Genomic DNA, 15893 nt, shown 5'->3' with positions numbered 1-15893 from the left:
AGCGCGAAACCCACCATAAGATGAGATTTCTTTTAAGGATCGTGGGAGATGACCACGTTGATAGGCTATAGATGTAAAGGCAGTAATGTCATAGTCGAGTAGTACTAATAATCCGTAAGCTTATGTACACCCTTTTCCCGAGTCGCAAGACTCGGGAAGAAACTTTCTAGATCCTAGATTCTTTCAGAATGACATGGATAATAATACTTTTTTCTTTATCTCAGTATGTTAAGATATTATGTAATGTTGATTAGCACAAGCTAATTTACCCATTGCAAAACGACCTTAAGGTGGTTATTGCGGCGGGGCTCACCTCTTCCCATCCCGAACAGAGTAGTTAAGCCCGCCTGCGCAGATGGTACTGCAGTTATGTGGGAGAGTATGTCGTCGCCTTTCTTTTAAAAACCCTTATCCTAATCGGATAAGGGTTTTTTGTTTTACAGAAATGCCGTGTTCCCACCACCGCGGGTCGGTTCGTCGCCTTTCTTTAAAATCCTCATCATTTATTTGATGAGGATTTTTTTTTGTTTAATTTTTTGGAAAATAATGCGAAATTTAAAACGATCAGACTGGTTAAGCCAGCCGAAGGTCACGATACTTTGGGAGTCGTCGCCTTTTTACTTATAATCTTTATTTTAATGGATTAGATTTCTTTTTTTGTGAATTTTTTAAATAGTGCTATTCTAAGGCCATGATTTCTATTTTAAAGTGGCACAACTTCAAAATACTTAAGATATATATAAATTCGCTGTAACAGCACACTTGTAAAGTATTGATAGTAAGTTTTTTGTGCTCAAATGTATTTATAGTGATTGGAGCTTAATTCAATTTTTTTATTACTAATCATATGAATATAATAATTTTGCTCTTGCATAATTAATTTATTATGCATGTTAATAGTTATATTTAGTTTTATTTAACTTATGTAGCAAAAATAATAACATAGTTTTCAATGCTAATTTTTAAAAGATTAAGTATTTTTAGTGATCATTAAATATAAAAAATATACTATGAAAAAATCGACTTTTTCTGTTTCAATTACTGCATTATTTATGCTTTTCGTATGCGTAAATTTACAAGCTCAAAAATTTAAAGCATTGGATGCTAGCCCTATGGATGCAACTACATTTCCTGTAGATTATAAGATATCTGATAAAGCTATAAAAGTAGTCTATAGCAGACCTCAATTAAAAGACAGAGAATTAAGCACTCTTGCACCTGCAGGTAAAGTTTGGCGTACTGGTGCTAATGAAGCAGTTGATGTGACACTTTATAAAGACATTAAATTAGGAGGCAAGATGATTAAGGCTGGTGAATACTCTTTATTTACAATTCCTGGAGAAAAGGAATGGACAATAATTTTAAGTAAGGATATTAATGTATGGGGATCTTACAGTTATAATGAAGCTAATGACGTAGTACGAGTGAAAGCTCCTGTGACTGCTGGAGAATCTTTAGAAAACTTGTCAATGACTTTTGAAGACAATGGAACTTTATTTTTAGGATGGGGCACTACAAGAGTAGCGATACCTTTTGGTAAATAATATTTCATGCAATTATATTTAAACCCTTTTCAAATAATTTGAAAAGGGTTTTTTTATTGCAATTTTGTAAAGAATGATAATTATTTTTGAAAGAATTTACGATAAATATTTAGCTCTAATTGCAACAAATGATATTATATTTTTACTTGATTAGTATATATTTATTATTTTAAAATGATTGGCGGTGTGTTTTTTATAGCCTAATTTACAATGTAATAATTTATTCTTTCTTTGCTCGTGTATACATATGATAAGTTAGTATTCTAAAATTCGAGTTTGTATACTCCTTTAATTTTAATCATCGAAAAGTAGTAACTCTTTGCTTTATGATATCCATTTATTAATTCCATTGTGTTGTGTTTTTTATTCTTCTTTATATCGTTTTCGATTTTAGTTGTATTTTCAATTTTAGTTTGAAAATAGAAATGTGAAAGTAGCATTATTCAACTTTATTTGTAATATAAATATAAATATTTGTCGTTCAGTGTTTTGCTAGATGGTTAGTATGTTTTACTTTACTATTTATGGTACATTTTGTTATGTGCTGTATTTATAATCTTACTATAAAATTATAGTAGTTACGACTGATAAAAAATGCATTTTTTCAAGTATAATTATTATAAAAATACTATTATTGTACATTATTAAAGTTGGTAAAAATATCTTAATTATCAGATTATGATTTTTGTAAGTGATCTTTACGTTACCTTAATATTAATAATTATTGAAAAACCATCATAACCGAAATACGATGTTGAATATGTTTTGTTTTTAGTAAAATGTATTTATAAATGAATTATTATTAACTATTTTTTTAAAGATTTACTTTTAATTTTATGAACATAAAATATAAACTAACTATAGTAAGTTTTCTTCAATTTTTTGTTTGGGGTGCTTGGTTGATTACGATTGGTAATTACTGGTTTGGAAACAAAGGTTGGGGTGGTGCTGAATTTGGAGCTGTATTTTCCACACTCGGAATTTCCTCTATTATTATGCCTGCGTTAACGGGGATTATTGCTGATAAATGGGTAAATGCTGAAAAGCTTTATGGTATTTTGCATATTTTAAGTGGACTGGTGATGTGTTTTCTTCCTCAGGTCGAAGATCCTATTGTTTTTTATTGGATGATATTTCTAGCAATGTTATTTTACATGCCTTCAATAGCGATGTCAAATTCTGTTGCTTTTAGTCTTTTAAAATCTAATAAATTCGATGTTGTAAAAGTTTTTCCTTCTATAAGAGTATGGGGAACAATTGGTTTTATTGCTGCTATGTGGATTACAAATTTATCTGGCAACAAAGCGTCTGCTAATATGTTTTATATTTCTAGCATCACATCATTTGCTCTAGGTGTTTACGCTTTTACGCTTCCAACATGTCCTGTGCAAGGGAAAGATCAAAATAATACCTCTTTTAGCAAACGTTTAGGTTTAGACGCATTTAAACTATTGGCAAATTATAAAATGGCACTCTTTTTTGTCTTTTCAATGTTTCTGGGAGGAGCTTTGCAATTGACTAATATGTATGGTGATACTTTTCTAAGTGATTTTTCTAAGATAGTAGCTTACCAAGATTCTCTCGTTGTACGTTATTCGACAATTATACTCTCTATTTCGCAAATTTCAGAAACCTTGTTTATTCTTGCGATTCCATTTTTTTTAAAACGTTTCGGAATTAAGCAAGTAATGTTATTCTCAATGATAGCATGGGTTCTACGTTTTGGCTTATTTGCGTTTGGAGATCCTGGTGATGGCTTATGGATGATTATATTATCCTGTATTATATATGGAATGGCATTTGACTTTTTTAATATATCTGGTTCCTTGTTTATCGAAACAACAACTGATCAAAGTATACGATCAAGTGCGCAAGGTTTATTTATGATGATGACTAATGGATTCGGTTCCTTCTTCGGAGGTATTATTAGTGGTGTTATGATCGATACTTACTTTACTACTGATGGTATTCGTGATTGGAAAAATATTTGGCTCTCTTTTGCTTTCTATTCTTTATTGATTACAATTGCATTTGCTATATTGTTTAAACATAAACATGTGCCTAAAGAACCAGATGTAACTATTATATAAGCTGACTTATTACTGGCTGAGAAAAATGCTCTATTTTCAAATATGAAAGTAGAGCATTTTTTTTGATCCCTAAAACATCTCTTTAATCCCATATCTAATATTAATTTTAATTGAAGATTTAATCTGGATAGAAATTGTCGAATGTAATGATTTACCTCTTTATTAATAATCATAAACTGTGAAGTTATAACTGTTATCTGCAATCGAAATTTCTACATAACAAAATAGTACATCTACAAATGCAAATATTTTAGGTAATCCAATTAAAATTTAAATTTCGGCAAGTCTTTTTAAAGCAATATTTTTAGTTGTTATATTAAAGGTTTGTCTTTAAAATAGAATTTAATACGGTGAAATTACAAATGACTTTTCCTAGAATTGTATATGATAGACAACAATTAGGATACAACTGTAACGTAGAATACAAGCCGAATTCCTTCACTATCATTAATACTATTGGTAGATATTATTTTTGAATTTTATTTTCTTATAGATAGAAAAGTAGCTTTAGTATATTGTTTTTGGATGTACTTCTAATTAATTATTTAATGTTAAGATATAAGACTTTCTTTGAGTAAATTTTTTGAATACTACAACTTGTACGTACCATGATTATTTTAGATTTTCATCTACTCATTACTTAAACTCTGCCTATTTTAAATAACAAACTCTAGAAGCACAATTTAAATTAAATCTTGTAAAATGTAAACTCAGGTTTCTCATTTTATTTCAAGAATGAATTTTAAAACTTAAATAAAAAGGTTGCTAGACACATTTTATGATCAGAGTTTTCTATGTCTTTTTACTTTTACCATTTGTTACAATAGCACAATCCCAACTAGATCAAATTGCTGAAGATAGTGTAAAAACTGGTTACGTCTTAGGTAAAATTAAAATTAAAGAATTAAAAAGTATCGTAAATGAATATCATTATGATCCCGCTACAAATACTTATATTTATTCTTCATCTATAGATGGTTTCTCAATAGACTATCCATTGTTTCTTAATCCAGAAGAGTATCAAGCGCTGATTTTAAAAGAATCACAGCGTGATTACTTTAAACAAAAATGGGATGCAATAGCAGCACAAAAAGAGGGAAGTGCATTGGGACAAAAGGATTTATTACCGCGATACTATATTAATTCTGGTTTTTTTGAATCTATTTTTGGGAGCAATACAATTGATTTAAAGCCTACTGGTTCAGTTGGTTTGAATGTGGGTGTTTTGTATTCTAAACAAGACAACCCGACTTTCTCTGTTAAGAATAGGTCGAGTTTTGGCTTTAATTTTGACCAACAAATAAGTTTGAGTCTTATAGGGAAAGTAGGTACTAGACTTGAAGTCAATCTAAATTATGACACCGAATCTATATTCGCATTTCAAAACTTATTAAAAGTTGCTTATACTCCAGATGAAGATGCCATAATTCAAAAAATTGATGTAGGAAATGTAAGTATGCCATTAAATAGTACCTTGATTACTGGTGCTCAAAATTTGTTTGGTGTAAAAACACAATTGCAATTTGGTAAAACTGCTGTTACTGGAGTTTTCTCGCAACAAAAGTCAGAGACTACGAGCGTTGTAGCTTCCGGAAGTGGTACCGTCCAGGAATTTGATATCTATGCCTTAGATTATGATAATAATAGGCATTTTTTTTTATCACAATATTTTCGAAATAAATACGATGCTGCTCTGGTAAAATATCCATTGATTAGCAGCCGTGTACAAATCACCAGAATTGAAGTTTGGGTTACCAATAAACAAAGTAGTGTAAGCTCTACGACCAACAATTTACGAAATGTAGTTGCGATTCAAGACTTAGGTGAGGGACAGTTAACAGATTTAGATGACAGTAAGGTAGTAGTGCATACACCCTCTACCAACATGTTTAATAATGTTATTGACTCTCCAGCAGATAATTCAAACAACAAATATGATCCTGATCAAATAACGACTGGTGGTGGATATTTAAATAGTAATATTAGAGAAATAGCCACTTCGAGTTCTGGCTTTAATACTGCTGTAAGTGAGGGGCAAGATTATTCGAAGTTAGAAAATGCAAGAAAACTAACCTCTAGTGAATATACTTATAACAGTCAACTTGGGTATATTTCGTTACAAACAAAATTAACCAATGACGAAATTCTTGCGGTTGCGTATCAATATAGCGTAGGGGATAAGATCTATCAAGTAGGTGAATTTGCCAATGATGGTATTGATGCCACTGTAGTTACAGACTCTGAAACGGTAAGTTCTCAAAGTTTAATATTGAAAATGTTAAAAAGTAGTTTGGTCAATTTAACCAACCCAGTTTGGAATTTAATGATGAAAAATATCTATCAAATTCCGAGTGCTTATCAACTATCAGAAGAAGATTTTAAGTTTAACATTCTGTATGAAAACCCATCTGCATTAAATTATATCACGCCAGTAACGTCATTTCCTGCCAATCCGACAACTGAAAATAAAGTTTCGGAAACTCCCTTACTTAAAGTTTTTAATATGGATCGATTAAATTCTAATTTGGATCCCCAAGATAATGGTGATGGTTTCTTTGATTACATTTCGGGATTGACAATTGATGCAACAAACGGACGCATTATTTTTACAACCAAAGAGCCTTTTGGTGAACTTATTTTTAACAAACTTTCAAACGATTCCGGTGAAGATTATGATGATGCTGACACGTACAATGCCAATCAGAAAAAATACGTTTTTAAAAGCATGTATAGCAATACGCAAACAGGGGCATTGCAGGATAGTGATAAAAATAAATATTTATTAAAGGGGAAATACAAATCAACCGGTTCTGACGGAATTTCGACGGGTTCAACTAACATTGCTAGTGGATCTGTTGTGGTTACTGCAGAGGGGCGCACATTAACAGAGGGCATCGATTACAGTGTAGATTATCAGTTAGGAAAAGTTCATATTTTGGATGCTGCTTTACTGGCTTCAAATGCTAGTATTACTGTTACGGTTGAAAATAATTCGACTTTTGGTCAACAAACGAAAAGCTTCATAGGTTTAAATATTGATCATAAAATATCAGATCAATTTACTATAGGTGCTACATATTTAAAATATACTGAAAAACCTCAAACCCAAAAATCGGTCTATGGTCAAGAGTCTGTAGACAATACTATTTTTGGTATAAACTCCAATTTTTCTGATGAAGTTCCGTTTTTAACCCGGTTGGTCAACAAGCTTCCTAATATTGATACAGATGTTCCATCTACTATTTCTGTAAAGGGAGAGGTTGCATTTTTAAAACCAAATACTGCAAAGGCTAGTGATTTTGAAGGTGAATCTACGGTGTATGTCGATAATTTTGAAAGTGCTTCCTATACGACCGATTTAAAATCTGCTTATTCCTGGAGTTTATCCTCGATACCAGCTAGCAATTCGGCGAGCAGTTATAGTTTTAATGAAAGTGCTACTGACTTGACTTACGGATATAAGAGAGCTAAGTTATCTTGGTACACAATTGATCCCATTTTTTATACATCTCCACCTTCTGATATTTCGACAAATGAAATTTCGTTAAATTCAACTCGACGCATTTACAAAGAAGAACTCTATCCCAACACTTCAACAGAATCGGGGCAAACGCTTGTGGTAAGCACATTGGATTTGAGTTATTATCCTTCTGAGAGAGGACCGTATAATAATAATTCTAATTATTCAAATACACCTAGAGAAAATTTCGGAGGAATAACGAGATCATTAAGCACTACCAATTTCGAACAAAGCAATATCGAATACATTCAATTTTGGGTGATGGATCCTTATGTGGGTTCTGGAAGTACAATCTCAGGAAATACAGGGAAAATTTACTTTAATCTTGGGGAAATATCTGAAGACGTTTTAAAAGATGGTCGAAAACAATTCGAAAATGGATTAGGGGATGATCAATTGGTAGTGAGTCCGCAGGGGATTTGGGGAGATGTGCCATCAGCACAATCTTTGACTTATGCTTTTGATACAGATGCCACCAATAGGGAAAGTCAAGATGTAGGTTTGGATGGTTTAAAAAGCACAAAAGAAGGCGCTATTTATTCTAATTTTGCAACAGACAGTGATCCAGCTGCAGATGATTATACTTATTATTTAAACACATCGGGCGATATAATGAATCGCTATAAAAATTATAATGGAACTGAGGGGAACTCCGCTGTAAGTTCTTCTGCAGCCAACCAAGCATCGACAACCTATCCTGATAAGGAAGATGTTAATAGTGATTATACTATGAATACCATCAATGCGTATTATGAGTATAGTGTAGATATGAGGCCAAACATGCAGATAGGTGAAAATAACATTAGTGATGTTCGTAACACTGAAGTCACGTTGGCCAACGGGAATACAACGACTGCAAGATGGATTCAGTTTAAAATTCCGATTGCTCAGCCAGACAATACCATTGGTAGCATTACAGATTTTACATCCATTCGCTTTATGAGAATGTTTATGACTGGTTTTAGTGATGAAGTTACAGTACGTTTTGGGTCTCTTGATTTGCAAAGAGGAGAATGGAGAAGATATACAGAAACTCTTGATGCAACAGATACCAACGCAGATGATGATAATACCGATGTGGATGTTATTGCTGTTAATATCGAAGAGAATGATGAAAAATGCCCTGTAAATTACATTCTTCCGCCAAATGTTACTAGAGAAGAATATTATAGTGGAAATACTTTGTTGTATAAAAATGAACAATCGTTGGGTATAAAGGTGTCGGGAGGCGGACTAGAACCAAATGATTCTAGAGGAGTTTATAAAAGTGTGAGTATTGATATGCGCCAGTACAAAAAATTAAAGATGTTTGTGCACGCCGAGTCATTGGCCAATGAGATGGTACTTACAGACGATCAAATGGTGGCTTACATTCGTATGGGAAGTGATTACACAGAGAATTTTTATCAGATTGAAATACCTTTAAAAGTAACTAGTAATACCAGCTGTAGTACAATAAGCTCGGCATTGGTCTGGCCAGAAGAAAACAATATCGACTTATCGCTAGCTTTACTTTCAAAATTAAAACTACTTTACAATAAGTTGGACACGAGTACTTTACCAGACGACGGTATCTATTTTTTAAGTGAAGATGATGACAACCTAGATGCTACGCTGGTAAACAAAACAAATAAGCTGCGACTAGGAATCAAAGGAAGTCCAAATTTGGGTGCAGTTCGTAATTTGATGTTGGGTGTAAAAAGTAGTGTATCTGACCAATACATTCAAGGAGAAGTTTGGTTTGATGAGCTTCGATTGGCAGAAATGGACAATACAGGTGGTATGGCTGCCATTGTAAGTATAGAATCCAATTTGGCAGATTTGGCTACTATCTCGATGACAGGTAAAATGAGTACTATTGGTTTTGGCTCTTTAGAACAAAGCTCGACCGAAAGAAGTCAAGAAGATATGACGCAGTATAATGTTTTGACAAATATAAATCTTGGGAAATTATTGCCACAAAGTTGGGGTACGCAGTTGCCATTTAACTACTCTAATACTGAAACGAAAATAACGCCAAAATACGACCCTGCAAATCCGGATATCACTTTGCAGACCATGTTGGACAATGCAGAAACCGAAGAAGAAAGGGCAGCGATAAAAGATAGAGCAATAGAATATTCGAGAACAACTAGTGTCAATTTTATTGGTGTTCGAAAGGAAAGAAAACCAGAACAAAAAGCCCATCCTTATGATGTAGAAAACTTTGTTTTTTCGCAATCTTATAACATTACCACTAAGCACGATTATGAAAGAGAAAGCTATACAGACGAAAAAAGTAGTACAACATTAAATTACGATTACAGCACCGTATCGAAAATAGTTACCCCTTTTAAAAATTCCAAATTTTTAAAGAAGAGTGGTTATTTGGCATTGCTACGAGATTTTAATTTTAATTATCTACCAACCAATTTTACCTTCAGTACAAACATCCTTAGAGAAGCTAATGTGCAACAGTTTCGACAAGTAGAGGTAGATGGTATCCCTTTGGACGTCAGCTCAAGTAGAAATTTTGAACTAAATTATCAGTATGGCTTTAATTATAATTTGACTAAATCTTTAAAACTGAACTATACAGCCTCTTCCAGCAATATTGTAAAAAATTATTTTGACAGTAATGACGAAGTGATTGATGATTTTAAAATAACAAAGGATTACTGGAATTTTGGATTATCGAATAGTCACAACCAAACACTGACGGTGAATTATGAAATCCCAATTAACAAAATTCCCTTGTTTAGTTTTGTTAAGGCTAATGCAACTTATATGGGGACTTACAGTTTTCAACGTTCCTCAGAAGCATTATCAACAACAGAAGTAAACGGTGTTGAATTTGACTTAGGTAATACGATTCAAAATGCCAACTCAAAAAATCTTACGGCTGCATTCAATATGGAAATGCTTTACAAATATTTGGGGATTTCAAAAAAATCTACTGGTAAAACGTTAATGAAAAAAGCAGTTCCTGCATTACCTGGCCAAAAAGTGGCATTAGTATCAACTCCTCAAATAACTAAGGAAAACTCATTGATAAAGTCAATTTTTGGCATTGTTACCAGTGTAAAAAATATTAATCTTAGTTTTTCTGAAAATAACGGAATGGTTTTACCAGGTTATTTACCATCGGTTGGTTTTTTTGGATTTTCAAAAACTACTGCAGGATTTGCTTTTGGAAGTCAAAGTGACATTCGACAAATACTTGCCAAAAAAGGTGATTTGACTACGTATCAAGAATACAATCAGAGTTTCAGCACTTCAAAAAATCAAGTCTTTAAGGGTACGGCTGCTGTAGAATTGAGTTCAAATTTAAAAATTGATTTAATTGCCAATAGAACCTATTCTGAGAATTTCTCCGAACAATACGAAGTCAATGGTGGGCAGTATATAGGTGTTTCCCCTTATACATCTGGTTCTTTTTCTATCTCAACAGTATTATTAAAAACATCTTTTTTGGGCAGTGACGAAGATGGTTCTGAAGCCTTTAGTACCTTTAGGAAAAATCGATTTGTAATAGCGAAAAGGTTAGCTGAGCAAAAAGGAGTTAGTGCCACCGCTTTTGGTTCAGATGGTTATCCTGCTGGCTTTAACGGTTCTAGTCAAGGGGTTTTGCTATCCTCTTTCTTGGCTGCCTACACAGGTACAAATGCTCGTGATGTAACTCTTGGTTTATTTAGAAACATCCCGCTTCCAAACTGGTCTATAAAGTATACTAGTCTTATGAAAAATGAATTTTTTAAAAAGACCTTCAAGCGCTTTTCTTTGCAACACACTTATCAAGCTAGCTATACTGTAAATGCTTTTAATTCGAATTATAATTATATCAGCACACCTGACGGTACTGATTCTAATGGAAATTACTACAATCAATTTTTAACCTCTAATGTGAATTTGGTCGAAAAATTTAATCCATTATTAAAGATTGATTTGGAATTGCAAAATTCTTTGAAGATTGTAACGCAAATCAATAAAGACAGATCATTAGCAATGAGTTTTGATAATAATAACTTGACAGAAGTAAATGGTTTTGAATATGTCGTAGGACTAGGATACCGAATAAAAGACGTGGTGATTAATTCAAAATATGCAGATAAAACTAACGGAATTATTAAAAGTGACGTAACACTCAAGGCAGATATTACATTAAGGAACAACAAAACAATTGTACGCTACTTGGACTACGATAATAACGAACTTGTAGCTGGTCAAAAGATATGGACTTTAAAAACAACTGCAGATTATGCTTTTAGTAAAAGTTTAAGCATGACTTTTTATTATAATCATTCTTTTTCAAAACCAGTAGTAGCAACCTCGTATCCATTGACTACTATTTCTTCTGGAATGACGTTGCAGTATACGTTCGGAAATTAAAATTTTGATGCAGGTATTGTTATTATTTGAATAGTATTTATCTTCGAAAAGTCAGTTTATTACTTTATTTATTTCTGCTACAAGCGTGAAATGTGTTTTCGATAAAGAAACTTTAAATTGTAATTTTATAACGTTTTTAAAATTCTTACCGATACCTTAGCAAGACAATTTTTGATTAAAATAAGATACCATGCAAACAATATTAGGTGCCAACGGAATTATAGGCGAAGAATTAGCGCGTGAATTACGAAAGAACTATACTTCGACAATACGACTAGTAGGCAGAAATCCTGAGAAGGTAAATGCCGATGATACGCTTTTTACAGCAGATTTATTAGATGGCGATAGTGTAGTCAAAGCGCTAGAAGATACACATATTGCTTATTTAACAGTAGGTCTGCCTTATGATTCTGAAATTTGGTTGAGAGATTGGAATATTGTTATGAATAATGTCATTGCCGCTTGTCAAAGTAACAAATGCAAATTGGTTTACTTTGATAATACCTATGCTTATCCTCAAGACACTAGTATTCAAACTGAAACAACACCAATGATCTCCAAAGGGAAAAAAGGTATAGGAAAACAACTTGCAGCTGATTTACTTTTGAAAGCAATTGCTAACGAGACAATTGAAGCCGTTATTTGTCGCGCACCAGAATTTTACGGACCAGGTAAAACTAAAGGACTTACAAATATGATGGTTTTCGAAAAATTAAAAGAAGGAAAAGAACCTACTATTTTTCTAAAGGACGACGTGCTGCGAACCCTTATTTTTACTCCTGATGCCAGCAAAGCTATGGCGCTTTTGGGGAATACTCCTGATGCCTATGGTCAAACTTGGCATTTACCATGTGACGACAACAGATTAACCTACAAGCAATTCTTTGCTGAAATAGAAAAACAGCTGAATCGCATTGTTCCCTATAAAATTTTAAATGCTACTGTTTTGAAAGTAGGTGCATTAACCAGTAAAAATTTAAAAGAAACCGCAGAATTACTTCCTCGCTACAAAATTGACAATATTTTTGACTCGACAAAATTTAAAACGAGATTTCCTGATTTTAAGGTGACCACCTATCCAGAAGGAATTAAGACCATCTTAGAAAATTATAATATCAAATAAAATAAAAAAATCCTGATTACTTTTTGAATAAGTAATCAGGATTTCTTTTATGTCAAGTGCAATTTTGACTATATCAAAATTGATTATTTCAAAAAGTATCTATTGAACAATATTTATAGTACCTCTTTCAAATGTTTGTAGTTTGTCTTCACCATTTCCAAAACTTCGTCCATTCTTCCGCCCAAAATCATTTTGCTTATTGATAAAGCATATCCTTTCATTTGGTCAAATTCCATTTTTGGAGGCATTGCAAGCGCTTGCGGATTGGTAAATACACTAACTAATACAGGCCCGTCATGTATAAAGGCTTCCTGCAAAGCATTTTCGACTTTATCAGGATTTGTAACTGTAATTCCTTTGAAACCCATTGCTTGTGCCACCATTGCAAAATCTGGATTTACCATATCTGTTTCGTTATTAGGTAAACCTTCTACTTGCATTTCGAGCTGCACCATTCCCAAAGAACGATTATTAAAAACGATTAGTTTAATAGGAAGATTATATTGCTTAATAGTTGCTAAATCACCCAATAACATAGAAAGACCTCCGTCACCACAAAATGCAATAACTTGTTTTTCTGGGTAGGCCAATTGTGCTCCAATCGCCATTGGCATTGCATTGGCCATCGAACCATGATTAAAAGAACCCAGCATAAAACGCTTGCCTGTTCCTTCTATATAACGAGCTCCCCAAACACAGCACATTCCCGTATCAACGGTAAAAATGGCATCATCGTTTGCCATTTTATTTATTGTCGAAGCAACGTATTCCGGGCTTATATGATTTTCAGTACCAGAATCCTCCACATACACATTTAAGTTTTCTTTCACTTTTTCATAAAATTCCAGCTGTGCATTCAAGAAACTGTCATCCTCTTTATTAATTATAAGCGGTAATAATGCAGCAATGGTATCGGTAATTTTCCCAGCCAATCCCATTTCGAGTTTCGCACGTCTTCCCAGACGTTCTGGTTTTTCGTCAATCTGAATGATTTTATTTTTAACGGGCATGAAATGCTCATATGGAAAATCGGTCCCTAATAATAGCACCACATCCGACTCATGCATAGCATGAAAGGCAGAGGGTACACCCAACAAGCCAGTCATTCCTACTTCATAAGGGTTGTCATACTGCATTCCCATTTTTCCTCTAAACGAATAACCAATTGGCGCTTTTAATAGTTCAGCTAGTTTTATAATATCATCATGAGCTTCCCTGGCGCCAATTCCGCAGAAAATAGAAATTTTCGGAAATATGTTTAAAAGGTTAGCCATTTTTTGCATTTCATCATCCGCTGGGCGAACAATAGTTTCTCCATGATAATTATACAATGAGGTCGCACTTTCTACAGCTTCCATAGCAGATACATCTCCAGGTAATCCAAATACAGCAACTCCTTTTTTGTGAACAGCATTTTGTATGGCCGCTTGTAACATACGAGGAACTTGCGTCGGTGTTGTAGCTAATTGATTGTAAACGCTACAATCATCAAACAATTTATTAGTATCTGTCGATTGAAAATAGTCAACTCCAAATTCAGCAGTGCTTATAGTAGAGGCGATTGCAATCATAGGAACTCCAGAACGGTTGGCATCATACAAGCCATTGATTAAATGGACATGTCCAGGGCCGCTACTTCCGGCACAGCAGGCCAAGCCGTCAAGTTCAGCTTCAGCTGCGGCCGCGTAGGCACCCACTTCCTCGTGTCTTACATGTATCCATTTTATTTTTCCACTTCGTCTTACTGCATCGTTCAGTTCATTCAAGCTATCACCAGTAACGGCGTAAATTCTTTTTACATTGTTACTAACAAGCATTTCTACGATTTGATCTGCTACTTTTTTCGACATAATTCAATTTATTTTAAAGGGTAATATGATGATTTTGTCCTACTCAAACTACTAGATTTGTAATTTATAAGAACAGTATTTGTATAGAAGGACGGGGGACTACTATCAAAATGAGATTTGTAATTTAGATGTGTTCAATAACATCTTCAGGAGATCTTCTAGATTTTGGCCTTACTTCAGGACGGTTATAATCGTCGTCAGCACCATAACCAACAGCCATTGCCAAGACCGGTTTGTAGGTTTTCATGCCAAGGATGTCTACGTACTTTTCTGCCTCAATACCTTCCATTGGAGTAGAATCCAATCCGAGCGAAATACTAGCAGTCATTCCGAACCCTAGCGCTATGTACATTTGTTTTGCAAGCCAAGTTCTTAAGTCTGCTTCAGGCATTGTTGCTTTCATGTTATTGTACCAATCTCTAAGTGCGGGTACGTATTCCGAATCCACCACTTTTTGAAAGGCATCCAAATCATCTGCTACACTAAAAACTACCAAAAGTTTTGCTTGATTAATCTTTTCCTCATTATGTAAAGAGGCAGCTGCCAATTTAGTTTTCACTTCAGCATTCTGTACAAAAGTAAATTTCCAAGGCTGAATATTAATAGACGAAGGAGTGAGGCGTAAAATTTCTTTTAAGTCCTCAATTTTTGATTCGGGTATTTCTTTTTCGGTATCGTATTTTTTTGTTGAGTATCGTGATTCTATCAAATTTAGAATATTCATAATCTGCTTAATTTTTAATATTAGTTTAATTAGTATCTTATGCAGTAACTTTAACAAGAGCGAGTCAATTACTTTCTTGCTCTGTGTACTACAGTTTTATTTCCGTCAGCATCTGTCTCTACTTCTGTATTAAGTGTGGAATCGTCTTGCTTATTTTCTGGATGAACTTTGTCGCTTTCAATTTCTTGCGAATCTTTTTTTTTATCGTCTTTCATAATACCAATTTTTACAATTATTATCTCATTATAGTTATTAGCAAATGAAAGCCAATATGTAGTAGCAAATGTATATTAGGTACATTGTCCTAATAATACCCAAATAAGGATAAATACCAATACCGTACTAAAGCAACCGCCACCTAACTTTTTAGCACCATATCCGGCTAAAAGTCCTTTAAATAAATTATTCATATAGTTTGTTTTTAAATTATTTACTCTATCACTAATTCCCAAAATTTCAAATGGTAAGTTCGTCATAATATGAAATTTGGTGTTACATAAGTAATTGAAAAAGTTTCAAAATTAGCAGTCATGGTTCGGTTAAATTTTAAATGCTATCTCAAATAATATATGGCGCCTTTTCCAGCTCTTCGCTATAGCCCTCTATTCTCTGGCTTTTTTTATAAGTCTCTAGAGGAGCTTCCGTTGGTCGCTCTCTAGAAATAATAAAAAATA

General features: G+C 33.4%; 8 protein-coding genes and 2 rRNA genes. 6 read left to right on the top strand and 4 right to left on the bottom strand.

Annotated elements, in window-relative coordinates:
* From LXH21_RS11095 to LXH21_RS11070, 6 genes are all read left to right on the top strand, one after another.
* Nucleotides 1–128 (top strand): 23S ribosomal RNA (locus tag LXH21_RS11095); the annotation flags it as partial.
* Nucleotides 129–286: 158 nt separating this feature from the next.
* Nucleotides 287–396: ribosomal RNA gene (gene rrf, locus LXH21_RS11090) — 5S ribosomal RNA — on the top strand.
* A 614-nt stretch (nt 397–1010) separates the two neighbouring features.
* Complete coding sequence (locus tag LXH21_RS11085) at nt 1011–1544, top strand: DUF2911 domain-containing protein (protein ID WP_239865751.1); 534 nt, start codon at nt 1011–1013, stop codon at nt 1542–1544.
* 836 nt (nt 1545–2380) lie between these two features.
* Nucleotides 2381–3634, top strand: a complete 1254-nt coding sequence (locus LXH21_RS11080; protein WP_239865743.1) for a nucleoside permease — start codon at nt 2381–2383, stop codon at nt 3632–3634.
* A 781-nt stretch (nt 3635–4415) separates the two neighbouring features.
* Nucleotides 4416–11522 carry a T9SS outer membrane translocon Sov/SprA gene (gene sov / locus LXH21_RS11075; RefSeq protein ID WP_449536211.1) on the top strand — a complete coding sequence of 2369 codons (7107 nt, stop codon included), beginning with the start codon at nt 4416–4418 and terminating at the stop codon, nt 11520–11522.
* 190 nt (nt 11523–11712) lie between these two features.
* Complete coding sequence (locus tag LXH21_RS11070) at nt 11713–12645, top strand: NAD-dependent epimerase/dehydratase family protein (RefSeq protein ID WP_239865739.1); 933 nt, start codon at nt 11713–11715, stop codon at nt 12643–12645.
* Between the two features lie 113 nt (nt 12646–12758).
* Here LXH21_RS11070 and LXH21_RS11065 read toward each other — a convergent pair whose 3' ends face one another.
* From LXH21_RS11065 to LXH21_RS11050, 4 genes are all read right to left on the bottom strand, one after another.
* On the bottom strand, nt 12759–14495 hold the full coding sequence (locus LXH21_RS11065; protein WP_239865737.1) for a thiamine pyrophosphate-dependent enzyme: 1737 nt from the start codon (nt 14493–14495) through the stop codon (nt 12759–12761).
* A gap of 124 nt (nt 14496–14619) precedes the next feature.
* Nucleotides 14620–15219, bottom strand: coding sequence for an NAD(P)H-dependent oxidoreductase (locus LXH21_RS11060; RefSeq protein ID WP_239865735.1), 600 nt, complete (start codon nt 15217–15219; stop codon nt 14620–14622).
* Nucleotides 15220–15287: 68 nt separating this feature from the next.
* A complete protein-coding gene (locus tag LXH21_RS11055) occupies nt 15288–15434 on the bottom strand; it encodes a hypothetical protein (protein ID WP_239865733.1) in 147 nt (48 codons plus the stop codon).
* A 75-nt stretch (nt 15435–15509) separates the two neighbouring features.
* Entirely contained in the window at nt 15510–15695 is a 186-nt protein-coding gene (locus LXH21_RS11050; protein WP_239865788.1) for a hypothetical protein, read from the bottom strand.
* Nucleotides 15696–15893: the final 198 nt, after the last annotated feature.

Source organism: Flavobacterium algicola (assembly GCF_022399565.1).
Taxonomy (GTDB): domain Bacteria; phylum Bacteroidota; class Bacteroidia; order Flavobacteriales; family Flavobacteriaceae; genus Flavobacterium; species Flavobacterium algicola.
The sequence above is the reverse complement of the archived record's forward strand: the minus strand, read 5'-3'. Positions and strand labels throughout refer to the sequence as shown.